This is a genomic window from Citrobacter sp. Cf087 (genome assembly GCF_030334285.1).
Taxonomy (GTDB): Bacteria; Pseudomonadota; Gammaproteobacteria; order Enterobacterales; family Enterobacteriaceae; genus Citrobacter; species Citrobacter freundii.
In genome coordinates, this window is sequence record NZ_JAOWED010000022.1 from 1,001,295 (window position 1) to 1,021,665 (window position 20,371).

Genomic DNA, 20,371 nt, shown 5'->3' on the forward strand with positions numbered 1-20,371 from the left:
TGCCTGAACGAAGCATAACCGGAGGGGGATGATATACTCCCCACATGCAATGAAGTGACAGGTCACGTGAGGTTGATAACAATTCCTCAGGGAAAAGGCGTGGGATATAATTTCAGACCAATTTCGAGTTAGCTTAACGCGTCAATCATAATTCATTGATTGGTAAAAGATAAGTGTTAACAAAAAGGATTAAAGCCATGGGTTTTTTATCAGGTAAGCGTATTCTGGTGACAGGCCTTGCCAGTAAATTGTCTATCGCATGGGGAATCGCTCAGGCGATGCATCGCGAAGGTGCTGAACTGGCGTTCACCTACCAGAACGACAAGCTGAAAGGTCGTGTGGAAGAATTTGCAGCGCAATTAGGCTCCAACATTGTTTTGCAGTGTGATGTGGCTGAAGATGCCAGCATTGACGCCATGTTTGCTGAACTGAGCAAAACCTGGCCGAAATTCGACGGTTTCGTACACTCAATCGGCTTCGCACCTGCTGACCAACTGGATGGCGATTATGTGAACGCAGTTACCCGCGAAGGATTTAAAATTGCGCATGACATTAGCGCTTACAGCTTTGTTGCGATGGCAAAAGCATGTCGTTCCATGCTAAACCCTGGCTCTGCGCTACTGACGTTATCCTATCTGGGCGCAGAGCGTGCAATCCCTAACTATAACGTGATGGGCCTGGCGAAAGCCTCCCTGGAAGCGAACGTCCGTTATATGGCTAATGCGATGGGGCCTGAAGGCGTGCGTGTGAATGCCATTTCCGCAGGTCCAATCCGTACACTCGCCGCTTCTGGCATTAAAGATTTCCGTAAAATGCTGGCGCACTGCGAAGCGGTTACACCGATTCGCCGCACCGTTACCATTGAAGATGTGGGTAACTCCGCAGCATTTCTGTGCTCCGATCTCTCTGCCGGTATCTCTGGTGAAGTCGTACACGTTGACGGTGGCTTCAGCATCGCCGCAATGAACGAGCTGGAACTTAAATAATCCTAAGACCTCGATGGGCGGTCTTGCGCCGCCCATGACACTCCTCTCAGCTACCACATATGCCTTTCTGATATTTATTATCACGTAACAATCTTTCATCCCCTCATCTGCTTACGTCAGGATATTGCAGCGCAAACGATCCGGCGTAGTAGTATGACGACGAGTCCGGGTCGCCACTTTTAGACCAAGGAACGCCCATGGAACAACGCCGAATTGAAGGCAAAAGCCACTGGTATCATGAGACGCAATCCAGCACGTATCCGCAAGATGTTCTGCCGCTGGTCCCGGAAGCCGCTCATGTCGACGACAGTTTTTTACTGGATCTGACATTACCTGATGACGCTCTTTCGCCCTTTCAATCCTGGTTAACCCCTGCCCGTAAACTTGCCCAGACGCTCTTCCCGGCTCATGTAAACCTGAACCAGATGCATACGTTCAGCGCTTATGAACGGATGAGTACAGCCCTGACCGTCGCTCAGGTGTATGGTGTGCAGCGATTATGTAATCACTATGCCGCGCGTTTAACACCGCTTCCCGGTCCGGACTCCTCGCGGGAAAGTAACCATCGACTGGCACAAATCACCCAATATGCTCGCCAACTTGCCAGCTCTCCTGCCGTGATAGGCGAACGCGACCGTCAGCATCTGGAGGCGGTCGGACTGACCACCAGCGATAATATTCTGATGAATCAAATCATCGGCTTCGTCGGATTTCAGGCCCGAACCGTGGCCCTGTTTCAGGCCTGGTCTGGTCATCCGGTACGCCGAATACCGGGGCTGGATATTCAGCAATTTGCTCACGCTTCGTTATTTAACGCCACAAAGACAACCTGGCATGCTGCACCATTCCCGATCGAAAAATATCCCCCCCATGATGAGAACGCTGCCAGAGGATATCCCGATGAACTGCAAGCGTTGGTGCCATTATTGATACATTCACCTGTCATTTTAGATTTACTCACGACGCTGATTTCCAGTACCCGGCGCAGCGCTGTATCAGTACAGGCATTTTCACTGGCAGCGCTGATGACGTCACGAATTAACGGCAGCGTGGCCTGCTTTAACGAGCAGGCGTATACAGCAAATGAATTAGTCGACGTTATCGCCCTGCTTCGCCTGGATGAACGTGAATTACAACGTTGGGAACAACGACATCCGGTTGAGCGCGTCACCCTACAGGCGGTACAATGGCTGACCCGGGCGCCCGACCGCTTTAGCACCGCACTGTTAACGTCTTTGTTCGATCAGGGAATCTCTTCAGAGCAGGCCATTAACCTGCTAGCCTGGAGTGGATTGTGCGGATGGTTGAATCGCTTGAAAATCGCGCTGGGCGACACTGATTAACCGATCCACTTACTGAAAGAGCGCTTGCTGCCACTGGCAGAATCGCGTAAAACTGTCAGCCGCTCTTTTAGCCACGAAAATAGACAATTATGCTTCAGGACAACCCGCTGCTAGCGCAGCTTAAACAGCAACTACATTCCCAGACGCCACGTGCTGAAGGGGTGGTAAAAGCCACGGAAAAAGGCTTTGGCTTCCTGGAAGTCGATGCACAAAAAAGCTATTTCATTCCACCGCCGCAGATGAAAAAAGTGATGCATGGCGACCGCATTGTTGCGGTTATCCATACAGAAAAAGATCGTGAGTCTGCAGAGCCGGAAGAACTGATCGAACCCTTCCTGACGCGCTTCGTGGGTAAAGTTCAGGGCAAAAATGATCGTCTGTCCATCGTGCCGGATCATCCGTTACTGAAAGATGCTATTCCATGTCGTGCCACCCGCGGCGTTGAACATGAATTTAAAGAAGGCGACTGGGCGGTTGCAGAAATGCGCCGTCATCCGCTGAAAGGCGATCGCACCTTCTACGCCGAGTTAACCCAATTTATCACTTTTGCTGATGACCACTTTGTCCCGTGGTGGGTCACACTGGCACGCCATAATCTGGAAAAAGAAGCACCGGACGGCGTAGCAACCGAAATGCTGGACGAAGGCCTGGTTCGTGAAGATTTAACCGCCCTCAATTTCGTCACCATCGACAGCGCCAGCACCGAAGATATGGACGATGCGCTGTATGCTGAAGAACAAGCTGACGGTACGCTACAATTAACCGTCGCCATTGCCGACCCAACAGCCTGGATTGCAGAAGGCAGTAAGCTGGATAAAACGGCAAAAATTCGCGCGTTCACCAATTATTTACCGGGGTTCAATATCCCGATGTTGCCACGTGAGCTGTCTGACGATCTTTGCTCTCTGCGCGCGAACGAAGTGCGCCCGGTTTTAGCTTGTCGTATGAGCATTACCGCCGATGGCACGATTGAAGACAACATCACTTTCTTCGCTGCGACAATTGAGTCAAAAGCGAAGCTGGCCTATGACAATGTTTCCGACTGGCTGGAAGGTACAGGCGAGTGGCAACCAGAAAACGACGCGATTGCGGAACAGATCCGTCTGCTGCATCGTATTTGTCTGAGCCGAGGAGAGTGGCGCCATAACCACGCGCTGGTCTTTAAAGATCGCCCGGATTACCGTTTCGTTCTCGGTGAAAAAGGTGAAGTACTGGACATCGTCGCTGAACCACGCCGCATCGCAAACCGTATCGTGGAAGAATCCATGATTGCGGCAAATATTTGCGCCGCCCGTGTGCTTCGCGACAAGCTGGGCTTCGGTATTTATAACGTCCATATGGGATTCGACCCGGCCAACGCCGACGCTCTGGCCGCGCTGCTGAAAACCCACGGTATGCACGTCGATGCCGAAGAAGTCCTGACTCTGGAAGGTTTCTGCAAACTGCGCCGCGAACTGGATGCTCAGCCATCAGGCTTCCTCGACAGCCGAATTCGCCGCTTCCAGTCTTACGCTGAAATAAGTATTGAGCCAGGTCCACACTTTGGGCTGGGTCTGGAGGCATATGCCACCTGGACTTCCCCAATCCGTAAGTATGGCGATATGATCAACCACCGTCTGCTTAAGGCTGTCATCAAAGGCGAAACCATCGCCCGACCTCAGGATGATACCACCGTGCAAATGGCAGAACGTCGTCGCCTGAACCGGATGGCTGAGCGTGACGTGGGTGACTGGCTTTACGCCCGTTTCCTGAGTGATAAAGCCGGTACCGACACCCGCTTTGCGGCCGAGATCATTGACGTCAGCCGCGGTGGCATGCGCGTGCGTTTAGTTGATAATGGCGCTGTTGCCTTTATTCCTGCTCCCTTCCTGCACGCCGTTCGTGATGAACTGGTATGCAGCCAGGAAAGCGGCACCGTGCAAATTAAAGGTGAAGTGGTTTACAAAGTCACAGATGTGATTGACGTAACTATCGCTGAAGTACGGATGGAAACCCGCAGCGTTATCGCGCGTCCAGCCGCGTAACACGCATAAATCAAGCGACCTTTCTCATTTTTGAAAGGTCGTTTTCTTTTTACCTCCCAAATTTCAACCGCGCACTACACTTCTTTCATCCAGTCAAAAAATTTATTTACTATTTTTCAGCTCCGTTGGCTTTGCTTTTTACGGATTCTGGATTACACATAAATATATAAAAAAAACAATACGTTCAGCCATAATCACCCTGAATGAATCATGGCTACCCATACTTTTGAGGCTCTATGCGCTTTAAACGGGATAGTACACATCATGAAAGACGTCCGGGAGCTGATTACGTTGTATAGCTATGTTGGCACTAATAACCCTTACTGGCGTTTGTCAGAGGATTGCAACATCCTGCATTTCTCTGTCGAAGAAACGTCAGAGGCCGATCAGACCATCGAATTATCCCCGGAACAAGCCGAACGCATTCGCGAGATGACGGTAATTACGTCAAGTTTATTAATGACGTTACCGATTGAAGATGACAACATTCCCGTGCATCTGGTCGGCCGAAAAATCAATAAGCGTGAATGGGCCGGTAGCGCATCCGCCTGGGATGACACCCCTTCCGTCGCCCGTGACCTGGCTCATGGCCTCTCTTTTGCCGAACAGGTGGTTTCTGAAGCCAATTCAGTCATTGTCATTCTTGATCGCATGGGCAACATTCAGCGGTTTAATCGACTGTGCGAAGAGTATACCGGACTCAAAGAACGTGAAGTCATTGGCCAAAGTGTATTCACATTATTTATGAGTCGACGTGAAGCTGCCGCGTCACGACGCAATATCGAGGTCTTTTTTCGCGAAGGTAACTCATATGAAGTTGAACGCTGGGTGAAGACCTGCAAAGGACAGCGTCTGTTTTTATTTCGTAATAAATTTGTGCATAACGGTAGCGGCAAGAACGAAATATTTCTGATCTGTTCCGGGACCGATATCACTGAAGAACGCCGCGCCCAGGAGCGTTTGCGGGTGTTGGCGAATACTGACTCGATCACAGGATTACCCAATCGCAACGCTATTCATAATCTGATCAGCAATGCGATTGAGAACGCGGGCGATACGCAGGTCGGGATTGTGTACCTCGATCTGGATAACTTCAAAAAGGTAAACGATGCCTACGGGCATATGTTTGGCGATCAGCTATTGCAAAGCGTATCGCTGGCAATACTCAGTTGCCTTAGCGAAAACCAGTTACTGGCACGGTTTGGCGGCGATGAGTTTATTGTCCTTGCCACCGAAACATCCCAGGGTTCACTGGAAGCCACCGCGTCGCGTATTCTGACACGCCTGCGTCAACCTTTTCGCATCGGCCTGATTGAAATCTATACCGGATGCTCTATTGGTATTTCCCTCGCTCCACAACATGGTCAGGACTGCGAGAGCGTCATTCGTAACGCCGATACGGCCATGTACACCGCAAAAGAAGGTGGCCGTGGACAGTTTTGTGTTTTCTCTCCGGAAATGAATCAGCGGGTATTTGAATATCTGTGGCTGGATACTAATCTGCGCAAGGCGCTGGAAAACGATCAACTGGTTATCCATTATCAGCCAAAGATAACCTGGCGAGGCGAAGTGCGCAGCCTGGAGGCGCTGGTTCGCTGGCAGTCTCCGGAACGTGGCCTCATTCCACCACTGGAATTTATCTCCTACGCCGAAGAATCAGGGCTTATCGTTCCTCTGGGTCGCTGGGTTATTCTGGACGTTGTGCGTCAGATAGCAAAATGGCGCGCAAAGGGAATCAATCTGCGCGTGGCGGTAAACGTTTCTGCCCGGCAGCTCGCCGATCAGACGCTATTTACCGATCTCAAGCAGGTGCTTCATGAACTCGACTTTGAATATTGCCCCATCGATGTCGAGTTAACGGAAAGCAGTTTAATTGAAAATGAGCAACTGGCACTGTCCGTCATTCAGCAGTTTAGCCAGATGGGGGCGCAAATCCATTTGGATGATTTTGGTACCGGTTATTCGTCACTGTCTCAACTGGCCCGGTTCCCGCTTGATGCAATTAAACTGGATCAAACCTTTGTCAGGGATGTACACAAACAACCTGTTTCGCAGTCGCTGGTACGTGCCATTGTTGCGGTCGCACAGGCACTCAACCTGCAGGTCATCGCCGAAGGTGTTGAAAGCGCGAAAGAGGATGCGTTTTTAACCAAAAATGGCGTCAACGAGCGTCAGGGTTTTTTGTTTGCCAAACCAATGCCAGCCGCCGCGTTTGAGCGTTGGTATCGACGGCACCTCAATAAAAAAACACGCTAATGCAGTGGGATCAAACGTTGAAAATAGCCATAAATGGACATTACGTAACGATCCTATCTTCATGTAATCACAGAATATATAATATTCTTCTATCGTTGATAGTTAATACTATTTTTCCCTTCTCTTTTGCCATGAAATTCTGCATCATGAAATTCAAACTCTATTGCCATTAGGATGATAACCATGTCTGATATCGACGCTCAGCGTCTGGCCGAACGCATTGATACTGTGCTGGATATCCTCGTTGCAGGTGATTACCACTCAGCTATCCATAATCTCGAAATTCTGAAGGCTGAGCTGCTAAACATGACCAAAGAAGATGCCGAATCCTTGCCCAAAAAGCACAAGGCTCCCTGGGAGATCTGATGACATTAACCCTTTAATGTCGCTGCTATAAGCAAACTGCACGTGAGGCAGTTTCCGTTTAATTTCCGATACGATATCGCAATAAAATTAATATTATGAATTCCCGACAACAATCTATTTTGCAGATGGTGACTGATAAAGGTCAGATGAGCGTTGCCGAACTGGCAAAAATCACCGGTGTCTCAGAAGTGACGATTCGACAGGATCTGAACACACTGGAAAAACAGAGTTATTTACGCCGTGCGCACGGTTTTGCTGTTTCATTGAACAGCGATGATGTGGAAACGCGCATGATGACTAATTTTACGCTGAAGCGTGAGCTGGCTGAATTCGCCGCATCGCTGGTAAGCCCAGGTGAGTCCGTATTCATTGAAAACGGCAGCAGCAATGCGCTCTTAGCCAGAACGCTCGCGGAGCAAAAAGATGTCACCATCATTACCGTCAGCAGCTATATAGCCCATCTGCTGAAAGAAACCCCTTGCGAAGTGATTCTTCTTGGCGGCATCTATCAGAAAAAAAGCGAAAGTATGGTTGGGCCCTTAACTCGCCAGTTTATCCAGCAGGTACACTTCAGCAAGGCCTTTATCGGCATTGATGGCTGGCAGGCTGACACCGGCTTCACCGGACGCGACATGATGCGTTCTGATGTGGTTAACGCGGTGCTGGAAAAAGGTGCAGAAGTTATTGTGCTTACTGACAGCTCAAAATTCGAAGCCATTCACCCGTACACGCTGGGTCCATTAGAGCGATTCAGCCGCGTAGTCACGGACTCCAGACTTAGCGCCAGCGTACAAATGCAGCTTGAGCACTCCGGATTAACCGTCAATATCATTGATGCCCACGCGTAACATCTTCAGCAGATGATTTGTCAGTTGGCAAATCATCTCCCCTCTGAGAGTTATCTGACAGCCCAATTAAGACTTTTTACCTGTCGTTAACAGGATTAAGTCGTAAAATTAATGTTAGCGATATAACAGGAACGAACCTCCAACTTCAGGATAGTGTTTGTAATGCCTTCGCTAAACGGTTTCACGGAAATATCTTCGTTAGCCTAAATTTAGCGCTATTCTTAAAGAACACTGGATTCCGTGAATCAATAATTCAGGAGAAAGTATTATGTTAGTAACGAGCAAAAAAATGACCGCTGCCATTCTGGCGATTACTCTGGCAATGTCGCTGAGCGCCTGCTCTAACTGGTCCAAACGCGATCGTAACACCGCAATCGGTGCTGGTGCAGGTGCAATAGGTGGTGCAGTCCTGACTGACGGCAGCACGCTGGGTACGCTGGGTGGTGCTGCAGTAGGTGGTATCATTGGCCACCAGGTGGGTAAATAATCTACGGTTGAACGGCTCGATATAATAATACGTTTACTTTTTCAGGTCTGTATTATTAAAAAGCCACGGAAAAATTCCGTGGCTTTTTTTATTAACCGCCAGCCAGTTTAACTTTCATTCCTTTGGCTTCCAGCAGCGATTTAATCAGGTCGCGTTTATCACCCTGTATCTCAATCACGCCATCCTTAACTGCCCCGCCGCAACCACATTTTTTCTTCAGTTCCGCAGCTAATTTGGTCAGTTCGGCATCATCTTGATCAATACCGGTAATCAAACACACGCCCTTGCCTTTGCGGCCACTGGTCTGGCGCTGGATACGGACAATGCCATCGCCTTGTGGACGCACAGGAGCAGCTTTTGGTTCATCAATGCGCCCGGAGTCGGTTGAGTAGACCAGGCGAGAGTTTGAGTCGTTCATTTACGCACCTCGTTTCAGTGAGGCATTAATCATCTTCAGCGTCTGAGCCGGATCTGCCGACTGCGTGACCGGACGACCAATAACCATATAATCCACACCAGCTGACTGTGCTTGTTCCGGCGTCATAATGCGACGCTGGTCGCCCGCCTCGCTGCCTTCAGGACGAATACCCGGCGTAACCAATTTAAATGCCTGGCCAAACGCCTGCTTGAATCGCGCCGCTTCCTGCGCGGAGCATACAACGCCATCCAAACCACAATGTTGGGTTAAGCGCGCCAGCCTTTCAGCATGCTCTGCAGGTGACAACGTCACGCCGAGATCGGCGAGGTCGCTGGCTTCCATACTGGTCAGAACCGTTACCGCAATCAGCAGCGGTGCGTCCTTGCCAAAAGGTAATAAGGCTTCACGTGCGGCGGTCATCATACGCGCCCCACCAGAAGCATGAACGTTAACCATCCACACGCCAAGCTCAGCCGCTGCCGCAACGGCATGCGCGGTAGTGTTGGGAATATCATGAAATTTCAAATCAAGAAAAACGTCAAAACCACGCTGTTGTAAATCGCGAACCAACTGAGGTCCAAAAAGCGTGAACATCTCTTTGCCCACTTTCAAACGGCAATCACGAGGATCAATTCTGTCGACAAAAGCTAATGCTTTATCACGATTGGAATAATCGAGAGCGACAACGACAGGAGAATCAGTAACAGCACGAGAAGAAGATGAAGCAGTAAACGTCATGACCAGACCTTCTTGAGGATGGGCGCCGACAGTAGCGCGAAATGGGTAAACGGCGTGCATTCTACCTGCGGTAATAGAAAATTAACAGGCGCGATTCCATTTCTGCTAGGCGAATTTGGCAACGGTGGCTGAGGATGGCTTTGTTACTCATCATTAGTATGTTGTAACTAAAGTAAGATTTTTTTAAAAATTACAACCCATCAAGCCCGCGAATAGGCTTAATGGTTGACCATGAGCGACAAGATGGGCAGTGCCAGTACAGTGTATATGCGGTAAATCCGCACTTCTGGCAACGATAGCGCGGCTTGCTGCGCACCTGCTCCCCGACCATATCGCGCAGAACCATCAGGCTCTCTTTCGCGCGCCCTTCTTCTGCTTCGTTAAGATGGTAATCCATTAATTTGTGGAAAACGCGCATCGTAGGATGGCGTTGTAGTTGGCGGGTAATATAAACCTGAGCGGTATCAGTCCCCTCACGCGCTTCAAGAATATCGGCCAGCATCAGCTCGGCGGCGGCGCCAGTATTCTCTTCAACGGCCCGACGTAAAAACTCTGCCCACTCATCGGTTTTCCCCAGATGCTGGTAGCAGCTTTGCAGCATTTCCAGCGTTTCGCTGACCAGTTCTTTATCCTGAGAAATCACGCGTTGCAGACTTTCAACGGCCTTCGCGTACTCGCCTTTCACCATGTACACACGGCCCATCATGATGGAAACCCGGGCACTGTTTTTGTCTGCCGCAGCCCCTTTTTTCAACAGCGCCATGGCACGATCCATATCGTCGCTGCCCATCTGCTGTAAGGCCAGTTCGCAGTAGAAGTGGGCTATCTCAATACGCTGTTTATCTTTGCCTAGCTTCACCAGACGTTCTGCGACATCAATGGCTTTCTGCCAATCGCTGGTCGCCTGATAAATTTGCAGCAGTTGCTGTAATGCACCGACGCGAAAATCTGTTTCATCGGTAAGCTGATTGAACATGTCTTCCGCGCGGTCGTACAGACCTGCGGCCATGTAATCGCGCCCCAGCTGTTGTACGGCCAACAAACGCTGCTCGTAGGTCAGCGAAGCACTTTCCATTAACGTTTGATGGATGCGGATTGCGCGATCGACTTCACCGCGCGAGCGAAACAGGTTTCCGAGAGTGAGATGAGCCTCAACGGTGCCCGTATCCTCTTTTAGCATATCGAGGAACAGATCCACCGCTTTGTCTTGTTGGTTGCTCAGGAGGAAGTTAACCCCGGCGACATAGTCACGGGAAAGACGGTTAGCTTCATCCTGCTTGGTTTGTTGCGCACTTCTGCGACCCATATACCACCCATAGGCAGCGGCTACAGGTAAAAGCAGAAACAACAACTCCAACATAAATAATTATTCCTTCACAACCGACGAATCGGCAGAAACCGCAACGTCGGTCGCAGGCGTAAGCTGGTTTTCCAGTCGTTTGATTTTACGTTCGGCGCGCGCAAGAGACACACGAACCTTCAGCCAGAAAAGGCCGCAAATTAACCAACCAATCGCAAAACCTGCGGCAAACAATACAGCAAGCAGCGTAGAGATACGATACTCACCCTGAGCCAGCAGGTAATTAAACGTAACCTGTTGATCGTTTTGCGCACCTAATGTCACCGAAATAACAAAAATCGCCAACACCAGTAAGAAAATGAGTAAATATTTCACATTACTTCCCGTTATGTGGTTTAAGCGAATAAATCGTGTACAACTTACCGCGTTGAGCCCTTTAAATTACCATTTTCACAACGAGTGCGAAATGGAAAAGCGCTTTCCGCTTTCTGATTTAAGGGCAAAATTTGAAAAATCAATCATAGCTAGCTTTCTTGCTCGCGTTGCGCGATTTCTTTTGCCTCCTGCACAGGCGGCGTAAGTGGTCCGCATACTCGCTGCGCGAGCCAGGTCGCCAGCGTTACCAGCAGCCATGAAATCAGCGTTGCAACGACCAAATCACGAGGCCAGTGCATGCCCAACAGCAAGCGGCTACCCATAACACCTGTCGCCCAGACAAGCAAAAACACAATCGTCAGCGCACGTCGACGTGGCCATAACAGCCCTACTGCCAGTAAAGCCCAACTGGCAGCAAACATCGTATGTCCTGACGGAAAGGCAAAACCCGTTTCTTTTTGCCAGTGCTTACGTAGAAACGTCGGAATATCCTGTTGTTCGGCCAATTGCTCTTTAACTAAGTTGCCACGATCTTTACGTTTTAAAGTGTAGAACTCATCAACCGGGATATGGTGCGTTTTTTCCAGCCATACGACAAAGGGCCGAGGTTCCTGCACCCTGTCTTTAACCCAGGACTTCACACCCTGACCGACTAAAATTGCCACGGCCAGGATCGCAAACAGCATTACCGCAGCTTTCAGACGAAAACGCAGACACCACAGAAACCATGCACAGAGCACAACGTGAGTGATAATCCCCCACGGCTGCGTCACCGTTTCCGTTACCCAGTACAGAGATTTTAGCCACCAAACGTTGTGTCCCGGCTGCCAGCTCCAGCCCGATACCCATACAGCAACCGGCATAATAAGTAGCAGCCCGGCCCCGACCGCAGTGCGCTTTGCAATTGACAGCATTGCCTCTCCTTTCGTCGATAAGTCTCACAATCATAACTGAAAAAAGTGCATGCCGGGAAAATTGACATTTTTGTGCCATTCCAAAGGCGAATCCGTTGTCGCGATTAGGTGAACATCGTTGCCTTATGGCAAAATAGTGCAATACAGAACAAGAAGCCAACAGGCGACGGCACGACAGTGCCAGCATAATCTGGAGAATTACATGCAGCTTAAACGTGTGGCAGAAGCCAAACTGCCAACCCCCTGGGGTGATTTCCTGATGGTGGGATTTGAAGAACTGGCAACCGGACACGATCACGTCGCACTGGTTTTTGGCGATATCACAGGTCAAACGCCTGTTCTGGCGCGTGTCCACTCCGAATGTCTGACTGGCGATGCATTGTTTAGCCTGCGTTGCGATTGCGGCTTCCAGCTCGAAGCGGCTCTCACCCACATTGCTGAAGAAGGGCGCGGTATCCTGCTTTATCATCGTCAGGAAGGACGCAATATCGGCCTGCTCAATAAAATCCGCGCCTACGCGTTGCAGGACCAGGGTTATGATACCGTTGAGGCTAACCATCAGTTGGGCTTTGCGGCAGATGAGCGTGATTTCACGCTGTGTGCGGATATGTTCAAGCTGCTGGGCGTGGACGAGGTTCGTTTGCTGACCAATAACCCGAAAAAAGTGGAAATTCTGACCGAAGCAGGAATCAATATTGTTGAACGCGTGCCGCTGATTGTGGGTCGTAACCCGAACAATGAACATTACCTGGACACCAAAGCCGCCAAGATGGGGCACTTGCTGGGCAAGTAATGGTTGTTACCGCCGATAAAAAAGCCTGCTCTCGCAGGCTTTATACATTTTAATTCAACATATTACGAATCACGTAGTGCAGAATACCATCGTTTTGGTAGTAAGTTAGCTCCGTCGCGGTATCGATACGGCAGCGGCATAAAATCACCTCTTTACGTCCATCTGAGCGAACCATATTCACCGGCACTGTTGCGCCCGGCTTGATGTTTTGCAGGTCCGTAATATCGATCGCTTCCTCACCGGTTAGTCCCAGCGTTTTGCGCGTGACGCCCTGTGGAAATTCCAGCGGCAAAATCCCCATACCAATCAGGTTAGAACGGTGAATTCGCTCAAAGGACTCAGCGATAACCACGCGAATTCCCAGCAAGCGTGGGCCTTTTGCCGCCCAGTCGCGACTGGAGCCAGAGCCATACTCTTTCCCGGCAATAACCGCCAGGGGGATATTCTCCTGTTGATATTGCATAGCCGCATCATAGATAGCCACTACCTCGGTTCCCGGCAAATGACGCGTCATCCCACCTTCCACGCCGGGTACCATCTCATTACGAATACGAATATTGGCAAAGGTACCGCGCATCATCACTTCATGATTCCCGCGGCGTGAACCATAGGAGTTAAAATCTTTACGCTCAACGCCGTGGCTTTGCAGATAACGACCTGCCGGGCTATCCGGCTTAATACTGCCGGCAGGAGAAATATGGTCGGTGGTGACGGAATCCCCAAGCATCGCGAGGATACGCGCACCATGAATGTCCTGGACCGGATCCGGCGTAGCCTGCATTCCATCGAAGAACGGCGACAAGCGGATATAAGTTGAGTCAGACTGCCAACCATAGGTATCAGCCCGATCAACCTGGATAGCTTTCCATTCTGGCGTACCTTCAAAGACTTCAGCGTACTCTTTATGGAACATGGCGGTAGAAACCTGCTCCACGGCACGGGCAATTTCCTGAGCCGTCGGCCAGATATCTTTCAGATAAACGGGATCGCCCTTTCTGTCATGGCCTAACGGATCTTTCGTCAGATTGATATTCATATTCCCTGCTAGCGCATAGGCCACCACCAGCGGCGGAGACGCCAACCAGTTGGTCTTCACGAGCGGATGGATACGCCCCTCAAAGTTTCGGTTGCCGGAAAGCACAGCACCAACGGTGAGATCGCCTTTTTTGATGGCTGTCTCGATAGGATCGGGTAACGGACCCGAGTTACCAATACAGGTGGTACAGCCATAACCTACAAGGTTAAATCCCAGCTCATCAAGGTACGGCGTGAACCCAGCCTGCGCCAGATAATCAGACACCACCTTCGATCCTGGCGCCAGCGAGGCTTTCACCCACGGCTGACGTTTCAGACCAAGTGTCACTGCTTTTTTCGCCAACAGTCCCGCCGCCATCAATACGCTTGGGTTGGAGGTGTTGGTACAGGAAGTGATAGCTGCTATCACCACCGCACCGTCCGGCAGCTTATACTGCTGGCCGCTCATGGTGTAGTCCACGGGCTGACGGTCTTTCAGCGAGCTATTTACTTCGAGTTCATTACTCGCCGAAAACGCTTTCGGAACATCAGCCAGTGCCACCCGATCCTGCGGGCGCTTCGGTCCGGCAAGGCTAGCTTCCACACTGCCCATATCCAGCTCCAGTGAACTGGTAAATACGGGTTCATCCCCTGGATTACGCCACATTCCCTGCGCTTTGGCATAGGCGCTGACCAACTCAACCTGCTCCTCACTGCGTCCACTTAGACGCATATATTCAAGAGTGATGCCATCGATCGGGAAAAAACCGCAGGTTGCGCCGTATTCCGGTGACATGTTCGCAATGGTTGCCCGATCGGCCAGCGGTAAGGTGTCGAGGCCATCACCATAGAATTCAACAAATTTACCGACCACGCCGTGCTTACGCAGCATCTGGGTAACGGTTAAAACCAGGTCGGTAGCGGTGATACCTTCCCGCAGTTTGCCCACTAGTTTAAAGCCCACAACATCCGGGATAAGCATAGAGACCGGTTGACCCAGCATTGCTGCTTCAGCCTCAATGCCTCCAACGCCCCATCCCAGCACACCGAGACCATTAATCATTGTCGTATGGGAATCGGTACCGACCAGCGTATCGGGATAAGCCACCCACTCACCGTCCTGTAACTCGCTCCAGACGGCTTTGCCAAGATATTCAAGGTTTACCTGGTGGCAAATCCCCGTTCCCGGCGGTACAACGCTGAAGCGACTAAATGCCTGCTGTCCCCATTTCAGGAACACATAACGTTCATGGTTACGTTCCATTTCCAGGCGAACGTTTTCTTCGAAAGCATCATCATCACCAAAACGGTCCACCGTTACCGAGTGGTCAATGACAAGGTCCACTGGCGAAAGCGGATTCACTTTTGCCGTATCTCCCCCCAGTCGTTTCACCGCTTCGCGCATGGCGGCAAGATCGACCACCGCCGGCACGCCGGTAAAATCCTGCATCAGAACACGAGCGGGTCGATAGGCAATTTCACGATCGGCATGGGCGGTCTTCAGCCAATGCGCGAGAGCATGAATATCATCTTCGGTAACGGAATTACCATCCTGCCAACGAAGCAGGTTTTCCAGCAACACTTTTAGCGATTTGGGTAGTCGGGTGATATCACCCAGTGATTTAGCAGCCAGAGGTAAACTGTAGTAGCGGTAGGTTTTATCTTTAACCTGCAATGTGTCCTTACTGGCTTCTCGTAGGGTCGACGACATAGCTCCTCCTTAAATGACAGGGTTGGATCCCCTGATTTTCCTCAGGGTTAGTATTAAAGATAACACAAACAAAATGTAACGCTTTGATAACAACTCAAAATGATAAAAGTAGCGGGCGATATAAAAGCGCGAACTGAGGTCGATGGTAAGGAGGAAGGTCTAGCCGTGTAGATTAATAGGATGAATATTCAGCAGGCAATAGAGCAATGGATAATACGTTGATTAGGTTGTTGATGACGATTACATGGATAAATGATTCGATATTCAAGGGCACAAGGTAATCGTTATTATTATAAAATACGTACGAATTATTGTTTCTGTTCATCATCATCAGTTAACAGATCAATAAACGCCCGTTGTTCAGGAGAAAGGTTCCAGGATTCGGGTACCTTCTGCCCCTTCTCTGCGACGGTTTTGCTCTCTTGTTCATGGTCATGAGGCGATAGCGTTTCGGTAGAGTGCTGCTCTGGTGCGGACATATTTACCCCCACACATTCCAGGCCACGAGTGCGACAATAATCCAGAATATCGCAGAACCAAGAAATACGGCGAACCAGGCTTTACGTTTCATCACCGGATCCCTGCGTGCTGGCTGGTTTCCTGAAGGCATCGCTAACCTCATACTATCGAAATCACTTATCATTTAGGCACCAAACAATCGGTACAATTAATCATCAGATAGGAGGAATCCTAATAAAAAAGGCGAAAAAAAGCCAGTTAATTTTCAGACTCGTCCTGATAAATAAATCGATTGTTTGATCGGTTATAAATATTTGAAAGGAATTTTTGGCAAGCTGACTAATTTGAAACTACTTTAGAGAATTTTTTCCACAAGCTATATATGGTTAATTTATCCACGGTAAATTATCAATTAATTCAGTGTTTCCCGTCGGTATCGCTTTATGCTTATGGATACCGACGAGGTTACAGTCGTTATTATTTCTCAGGCAATTTAATATCTTTAAACATGGCTTCAATATCATCGTTGGAACGCAGCGCCACCGCCGTGTCCACCACATCACGCGTCAGATGCGGCGCGAAACGTTGAATGAAATCATACATGTAACTACGTAAGAAGGTGCTGCGACGAAAACCAATTTTGGTGGTGCTATGGCTGAAGATATCGTGAGCATCCACGCGTACCAGGTCAGGATCGGAAACAGGATCAACCGCCATACTGGCAATCACACCCACGCCAAGGCCCAGACGGACATAGGTTTTAATGACATCAGCATCGGTCGCGGTAAAGACAATACGTGGCTCCAGACCCGCGCGGTTAAACGCGGTGTCCAGCTCCGAGCGTCCGGTAAAACCAAACGTGTAGGTCACCAGCGGATACTGTGCCAGTTCCTCAATAGAAACCGAAGATTTCCCCGCCAACGGATGATCCGGCGTGACGACGATCGAGCGGTTCCAGTGGTAGCAAGGTAACATCACCAGGTCGTCATACAGGTGCAAAGCTTCCGTCGCGATAGCAAAATCTGCATTTCCTTTCGAAACGGCTTCGGCGATTTGTGTCGGCGATCCCTGGTGCATATGCAATGAGACGCGAGGATAGCGCTCAATAAAACCTTTAATCACGTTCGGTAAAGCGTAACGCGCCTGAGTGTGCGTAGTGGCGATATATAACGAGCCTTTGTCCGGCCAGGTATGTTCGCCAGCAACGGACTTAATGGCATCCACCTTCGACAGAACTTCTCGCGCAATACGAATAACTTCCTGCCCCGCTGGCGTAACTTGCGTCAGGTGCTTACCGCTACGGGCAAAAATCTGGATGCCAAGTTCATCTTCCAGCATACGAACTTGCTTACTGATACCGGGCTGCGAGGTATAAAGCCCTTCCGCTGTTGAGGAGACATTAAGGTTGTGGTTCACCACCTCAACAATGTAGCGAAGCTGCTGTAATTTCATGTTATGCCATCCCGATTCGCGCCATCAAATCATCGTTTCAGTGCAGGCTCGCGGGCGCTGCTAATACGATTTAATAATAAAAAGTCTGTTAACTATAACCACTATATCATTTCTATGTACGCTGTATAGGTATGACAAAAAATAATATGCGAGAAACAAAAAGGGCCGCTTACGCGACCCTTTGAGGAGAAATTCAGCCGAAACGCTGTTATTTCTTCCCTTCTACCCATTTGCCGTCAACGAAGAACGCGGACCAGCCAGTCGCCTTACCGTCTTTCTCAGCGGCAACGTATTGCTGCTTGGTTTTACGGCTGAAACGAACCATGGACTTGTTACCATCCGGATCAGTTTGCGGCGCATCTGCCAGATAACGCAGTTTTTCCGGCAGGCGATCGCGGAAGCGGTACAACTCTTCCACCAACGGCGCACGAGTCTCACGTGATTTCGGGAACGTATTGGCCGCCAGGAAGATGCCTGCTGCACCATCACGTAACACGAAATACGCGTCAGATTTTTCACACGGCAGTTCCGGCAACGGAACTGGGTCTTCTTTCGGCGGAGCGACTTCACCGTTACGCAGGATCTTACGGGTGTTTTTGCACTCGTCGTTAGTACACGCCATGTACTTGCCGAAACGTCCCATTTTCAGGTGCATTTCAGAACCACATTTTTCGCACTCGACGATAGGACCGTCATAACCCTTGATACGGAACTCGCCCTCTTCGATCTCGTAGCCGTCGCAGGTTGGGTTATTACCACACACATGCAATTTACGCTTAGGATCGATAAGATAACTGTCCATTGCCGTACCGCACTTCTGGCAGCGGCGTTTGGCGCGCAATGCGTTCGTTTCCGCGTCGTCGCCTTCCAGCACGTTCAATACTTCGTTTTCCGGCACCAGGTTAATGGTGGTTTTGCAACGCTCTTTCGGGGAAAGTGCGTAGCCGGAGCAACCAAGGAAAACGCCGGTACTGGCGGTACGAATACCCATCTTGCGTCCGCAGGTCGGGCAATCAATGCTAGTCAGCACCATCTGGTTCGGACGCATACCGCCTTCTTCAGGATCTTTCTCGGCTTTATCCAGTTGCTGAGTAAAATCAGTGAAGAAGTTGTCGAGTACGCCCTTCCATTCGGCTTCTTTATTCGCCACCTGGTCGAGGCTATCTTCCATCTGCGCAGTAAAATCGTAGTTCATCAGTTCGCGGAAGTTTTCTTCCAGACGATCGGTGACGATTTCACCCATTTTTTCAGCGTAGAAGCGACGGTTCTCTACGCGAACATAACCACGATCCTGAATCGTAGAAATGATCGACGCATAGGTAGATGGACGACCAATACCACGCTTTTCAAGCTCTTTAACCAGCGAAGCTTCACTGAAGCGCGCAGGCGGTTTAGTAAAGTGCTGTGCTGGCGTCAGTTCGATAAGCGTCAGCGTATCGCCTTTGTCCACCGCCGGTAAGATGCGATCTTCATCGCCTTTACGCAACGCTGGCATCACTTTCGTCCAGCCATCGAAGCGCAGAATACGACCGCGCGCCTTCAGGCGGAAATCACCCGCACCCACGGTGAGCGTGGTGGAATCATATTTAGCTGGGGTCATCTGACAGGCAACAAACTGGCGCCAGATCAGCTGATACAGTTTTTGCGCATCAGCTTCCATATCTTTCAGCGATTCCGCCTGTACGGCGACATCGGAAGGACGGATAGCTTCGTGCGCTTCCTGCGAGTTTTCTTTGCTGGCGTACTGATTCGCGTTTTCCGGCAAATATTTTTTACCAAAATTATCGCTGATGTAATCGCGAACCATCGTCACCGCATCCTGACTCAGGTTGGTTGAGTCAGTACGCATATAAGTGATGTAACCCGCTTCATACAAGCGCTGCGCCATCATCATGGTTTTCTTCACACCGAAGCCCAGACGCGTACTGGCGGCCTGCTGTAGCGTGGAGGTGATGAACGGCGCGCCCGGCTTGCTGCTGGTCGGTTTATCTTCACGTTCCAATACGCTATAGCGCGCTTTTTCCAACAGGCTAACAGCGGCAAGCGTTTGTTCCCGATTGACCGGGCGGAACGGTTTATCATTCTGATGCGTCACCTCGAGCGGTAACGCGTCGCCGCCAGGCGTGGTGGTGTTGGCATCAATCTCCCAGAACTCTTCTGGAACAAATGCTTTGATTTCGCGTTCACGCTCAACCACCAGACGCACAGCAACCGACTGTACACGGCCAGCTGACAGACCGCGCGCAATTTTTTTCCACAGCAGCGGCGACACCATATAGCCCACAACACGGTCCATAAAGCGGCGCGCCTGTTGCGCATTTACACGGTCGATGTTCAGTTCGCCAGGTTTTTCAAACGCCTGACGAATAGCATTTTTGGTAATTTCGTTAAACACCACACGGCTATAGCGGGTGTCATCGCCGCCGATCACTTCCCGCAGGTGCCACGCAATGGCTTCCCCTTCGCGGTCAAGGTCAGTTGCGAGATAGATGTGGTCGGCTTTTTCAGCCAGTTGCTTCAGTTCAGAAACCACTTTCTCTTTACCGGGCAGCACTTCATAGCGCGCATCCCAGTTGTGCCACGGGTCAACACCCATACGATTGACGAGAGCGCCACGTTCATCCTTTTTGGGCTTTTTAGCCGTTTTGGTGGAGGTTGAGTCGGCGCTCTTTTTAGTTGCTGAGCCACTGGTCGGCAAATCACGGATATGACCGACGCTGGATTTCACCACGTAGTCATTACCCAGATACTTGTTGATCGTTTTGGCTTTTGCCGGGGACTCAACGATGACAAGAGCTTTACCCATATTCACCTTTACCTAATTTGATTCTTCCAGAATGCGTCGCACGTTGATTCACCTTCCACTGGCGACGAGACATCGATATGG

At 50.2% G+C, this 20,371-nt stretch carries 18 protein-coding genes; 8 read left to right on the forward strand and 10 right to left on the reverse strand.

What is annotated here, in order from left to right; all coding sequences use genetic code 11:
• The first annotated feature begins 197 nt into the window (after nucleotides 1-197).
• From fabI to osmB, 7 genes are all read left to right on the forward strand, one after another.
• Nucleotides 198-986, forward strand: a complete 789-nt coding sequence (fabI, locus tag OGV57_RS06900) for an enoyl-ACP reductase FabI (RefSeq protein ID WP_003020565.1) — start codon at nucleotides 198-200, stop codon at nucleotides 984-986.
• A gap of 197 nt (nucleotides 987-1,183) precedes the next feature.
• On the forward strand, nucleotides 1,184-2,329 hold the full coding sequence (locus OGV57_RS06905; protein WP_054528426.1) for a carboxymuconolactone decarboxylase family protein: 1,146 nt from the start codon (nucleotides 1,184-1,186) through the stop codon (nucleotides 2,327-2,329).
• Nucleotides 2,330-2,418: 89 nt separating this feature from the next.
• Nucleotides 2,419-4,353 carry an exoribonuclease II gene (locus OGV57_RS06910; RefSeq protein WP_003020571.1) on the forward strand — a complete coding sequence of 645 codons (1,935 nt, stop codon included), beginning with the start codon at nucleotides 2,419-2,421 and terminating at the stop codon, nucleotides 4,351-4,353.
• 264 nt (nucleotides 4,354-4,617) lie between these two features.
• Entirely contained in the window at nucleotides 4,618-6,609 is a 1,992-nt protein-coding gene (gene pdeR, locus OGV57_RS06915; protein WP_003840724.1) for a cyclic di-GMP phosphodiesterase, read from the forward strand.
• Between the two features lie 183 nt (nucleotides 6,610-6,792).
• The gene (locus OGV57_RS06920; RefSeq protein ID WP_003020577.1) at nucleotides 6,793-6,975 is read left to right on the forward strand and encodes a YciZ family protein; all 183 of its coding nucleotides are present in this window, start codon (nucleotides 6,793-6,795) and stop codon (nucleotides 6,973-6,975) included.
• Between the two features lie 95 nt (nucleotides 6,976-7,070).
• A complete protein-coding gene (gene yciT / locus OGV57_RS06925; RefSeq protein WP_003020580.1) occupies nucleotides 7,071-7,823 on the forward strand; it encodes a DNA-binding transcriptional regulator YciT in 753 nt (250 codons plus the stop codon).
• 268 nt (nucleotides 7,824-8,091) lie between these two features.
• Complete coding sequence (gene osmB, locus OGV57_RS06930; RefSeq protein WP_003020583.1) at nucleotides 8,092-8,310, forward strand: osmotically-inducible lipoprotein OsmB; 219 nt, start codon at nucleotides 8,092-8,094, stop codon at nucleotides 8,308-8,310.
• Nucleotides 8,311-8,401: 91 nt separating this feature from the next.
• On the opposite strand, the gene yciH is transcribed toward osmB, so the two are convergent.
• The 5 genes from yciH to pgpB all read right to left on the reverse strand — a co-directional run bounded on the left by yciH (nucleotide 8,402) and on the right by pgpB (nucleotide 12,055).
• Nucleotides 8,402-8,728: a stress response translation initiation inhibitor YciH gene (yciH, locus tag OGV57_RS06935; protein WP_003843984.1), complete on the reverse strand. Its 327-nt coding sequence runs from the start codon at nucleotides 8,726-8,728 to the stop codon at nucleotides 8,402-8,404.
• Nucleotides 8,729-9,466 carry an orotidine-5'-phosphate decarboxylase gene (gene pyrF, locus OGV57_RS06940; RefSeq protein WP_127674298.1) on the reverse strand — a complete coding sequence of 246 codons (738 nt, stop codon included), beginning with the start codon at nucleotides 9,464-9,466 and terminating at the stop codon, nucleotides 8,729-8,731.
• Between the two features lie 190 nt (nucleotides 9,467-9,656).
• The gene (gene lapB, locus OGV57_RS06945) at nucleotides 9,657-10,826 is read right to left on the reverse strand and encodes a lipopolysaccharide assembly protein LapB (protein ID WP_003020592.1); all 1,170 of its coding nucleotides are present in this window, start codon (nucleotides 10,824-10,826) and stop codon (nucleotides 9,657-9,659) included.
• Between the two features lie 6 nt (nucleotides 10,827-10,832).
• The gene (locus tag OGV57_RS06950; protein ID WP_003020595.1) at nucleotides 10,833-11,141 is read right to left on the reverse strand and encodes a LapA family protein; all 309 of its coding nucleotides are present in this window, start codon (nucleotides 11,139-11,141) and stop codon (nucleotides 10,833-10,835) included.
• Between the two features lie 149 nt (nucleotides 11,142-11,290).
• A complete protein-coding gene (gene pgpB / locus OGV57_RS06955) occupies nucleotides 11,291-12,055 on the reverse strand; it encodes a phosphatidylglycerophosphatase B (RefSeq protein ID WP_054528428.1) in 765 nt (254 codons plus the stop codon).
• A 202-nt stretch (nucleotides 12,056-12,257) separates the two neighbouring features.
• Here pgpB and ribA point away from each other — a divergent pair, with 202 nt between their 5' ends.
• Entirely contained in the window at nucleotides 12,258-12,848 is a 591-nt protein-coding gene (gene ribA, locus OGV57_RS06960) for a GTP cyclohydrolase II (protein WP_003020601.1), read from the forward strand.
• 49 nt (nucleotides 12,849-12,897) lie between these two features.
• Here the strand turns inward: ribA and acnA are convergent, their stop codons facing one another.
• The 5 genes from acnA to topA form a co-directional block, all read right to left on the reverse strand.
• Nucleotides 12,898-15,573, reverse strand: coding sequence for an aconitate hydratase AcnA (acnA, locus tag OGV57_RS06965; RefSeq protein ID WP_032935577.1), 2,676 nt, complete (start codon nucleotides 15,571-15,573; stop codon nucleotides 12,898-12,900).
• A 308-nt stretch (nucleotides 15,574-15,881) separates the two neighbouring features.
• Nucleotides 15,882-16,052, reverse strand: coding sequence for a YciX family protein (locus OGV57_RS06970; RefSeq protein ID WP_008322403.1), 171 nt, complete (start codon nucleotides 16,050-16,052; stop codon nucleotides 15,882-15,884).
• A gap of 2 nt (nucleotides 16,053-16,054) precedes the next feature.
• On the reverse strand, nucleotides 16,055-16,195 hold the full coding sequence (locus OGV57_RS06975) for a YmiA family putative membrane protein (RefSeq protein ID WP_213083937.1): 141 nt from the start codon (nucleotides 16,193-16,195) through the stop codon (nucleotides 16,055-16,057).
• A 314-nt stretch (nucleotides 16,196-16,509) separates the two neighbouring features.
• Nucleotides 16,510-17,484, reverse strand: a complete 975-nt coding sequence (cysB, locus tag OGV57_RS06980; RefSeq protein WP_003020610.1) for an HTH-type transcriptional regulator CysB — start codon at nucleotides 17,482-17,484, stop codon at nucleotides 16,510-16,512.
• Between the two features lie 208 nt (nucleotides 17,485-17,692).
• Nucleotides 17,693-20,290 (reverse strand): type I DNA topoisomerase, encoded by a 2,598-nt coding sequence (topA, locus tag OGV57_RS06985; RefSeq protein WP_003840713.1) that lies wholly within the window; start codon nucleotides 20,288-20,290, stop codon nucleotides 17,693-17,695.
• Nucleotides 20,291-20,371: the final 81 nt, after the last annotated feature.

Bases quoted from the DNA above. Each gene is read 5' to 3' on its own strand.
- fabI (WP_003020565.1), top strand. From the start codon at position 198: ATGGGTTTTTTATCAGGTAAGCGTATTCTGGTGACAGGCCTTGCCAGT.
- lapB (WP_003020592.1), bottom strand. From the start codon at position 10,826: ATGTTGGAGTTGTTGTTTCTGCTTTTACCTGTAGCCGCTGCCTATGGG.
- OGV57_RS06975 (WP_213083937.1), bottom strand. From the start codon at position 16,195: ATGAGGTTAGCGATGCCTTCAGGAAACCAGCCAGCACGCAGGGATCCG.
- OGV57_RS06920 (WP_003020577.1), top strand. From the start codon at position 6,793: ATGTCTGATATCGACGCTCAGCGTCTGGCCGAACGCATTGATACTGTG.
- OGV57_RS06970 (WP_008322403.1), bottom strand. From the start codon at position 16,052: ATGTCCGCACCAGAGCAGCACTCTACCGAAACGCTATCGCCTCATGAC.
- topA (WP_003840713.1), bottom strand. From the start codon at position 20,290: ATGGGTAAAGCTCTTGTCATCGTTGAGTCCCCGGCAAAAGCCAAAACG.
- ribA (WP_003020601.1), top strand. From the start codon at position 12,258: ATGCAGCTTAAACGTGTGGCAGAAGCCAAACTGCCAACCCCCTGGGGT.
- yciH (WP_003843984.1), bottom strand. From the start codon at position 8,728: ATGAACGACTCAAACTCTCGCCTGGTCTACTCAACCGACTCCGGGCGC.
- cysB (WP_003020610.1), bottom strand. From the start codon at position 17,484: ATGAAATTACAGCAGCTTCGCTACATTGTTGAGGTGGTGAACCACAAC.
- acnA (WP_032935577.1), bottom strand. From the start codon at position 15,573: ATGTCGTCGACCCTACGAGAAGCCAGTAAGGACACATTGCAGGTTAAA.
- OGV57_RS06905 (WP_054528426.1), top strand. From the start codon at position 1,184: ATGGAACAACGCCGAATTGAAGGCAAAAGCCACTGGTATCATGAGACG.
- yciT (WP_003020580.1), top strand. From the start codon at position 7,071: ATGAATTCCCGACAACAATCTATTTTGCAGATGGTGACTGATAAAGGT.
- pgpB (WP_054528428.1), bottom strand. From the start codon at position 12,055: ATGCTGTCAATTGCAAAGCGCACTGCGGTCGGGGCCGGGCTGCTACTT.
- OGV57_RS06910 (WP_003020571.1), top strand. From the start codon at position 2,419: ATGCTTCAGGACAACCCGCTGCTAGCGCAGCTTAAACAGCAACTACAT.
- osmB (WP_003020583.1), top strand. From the start codon at position 8,092: ATGTTAGTAACGAGCAAAAAAATGACCGCTGCCATTCTGGCGATTACT.
- pdeR (WP_003840724.1), top strand. From the start codon at position 4,618: ATGAAAGACGTCCGGGAGCTGATTACGTTGTATAGCTATGTTGGCACT.
- pyrF (WP_127674298.1), bottom strand. From the start codon at position 9,466: ATGACGTTTACTGCTTCATCTTCTTCTCGTGCTGTTACTGATTCTCCT.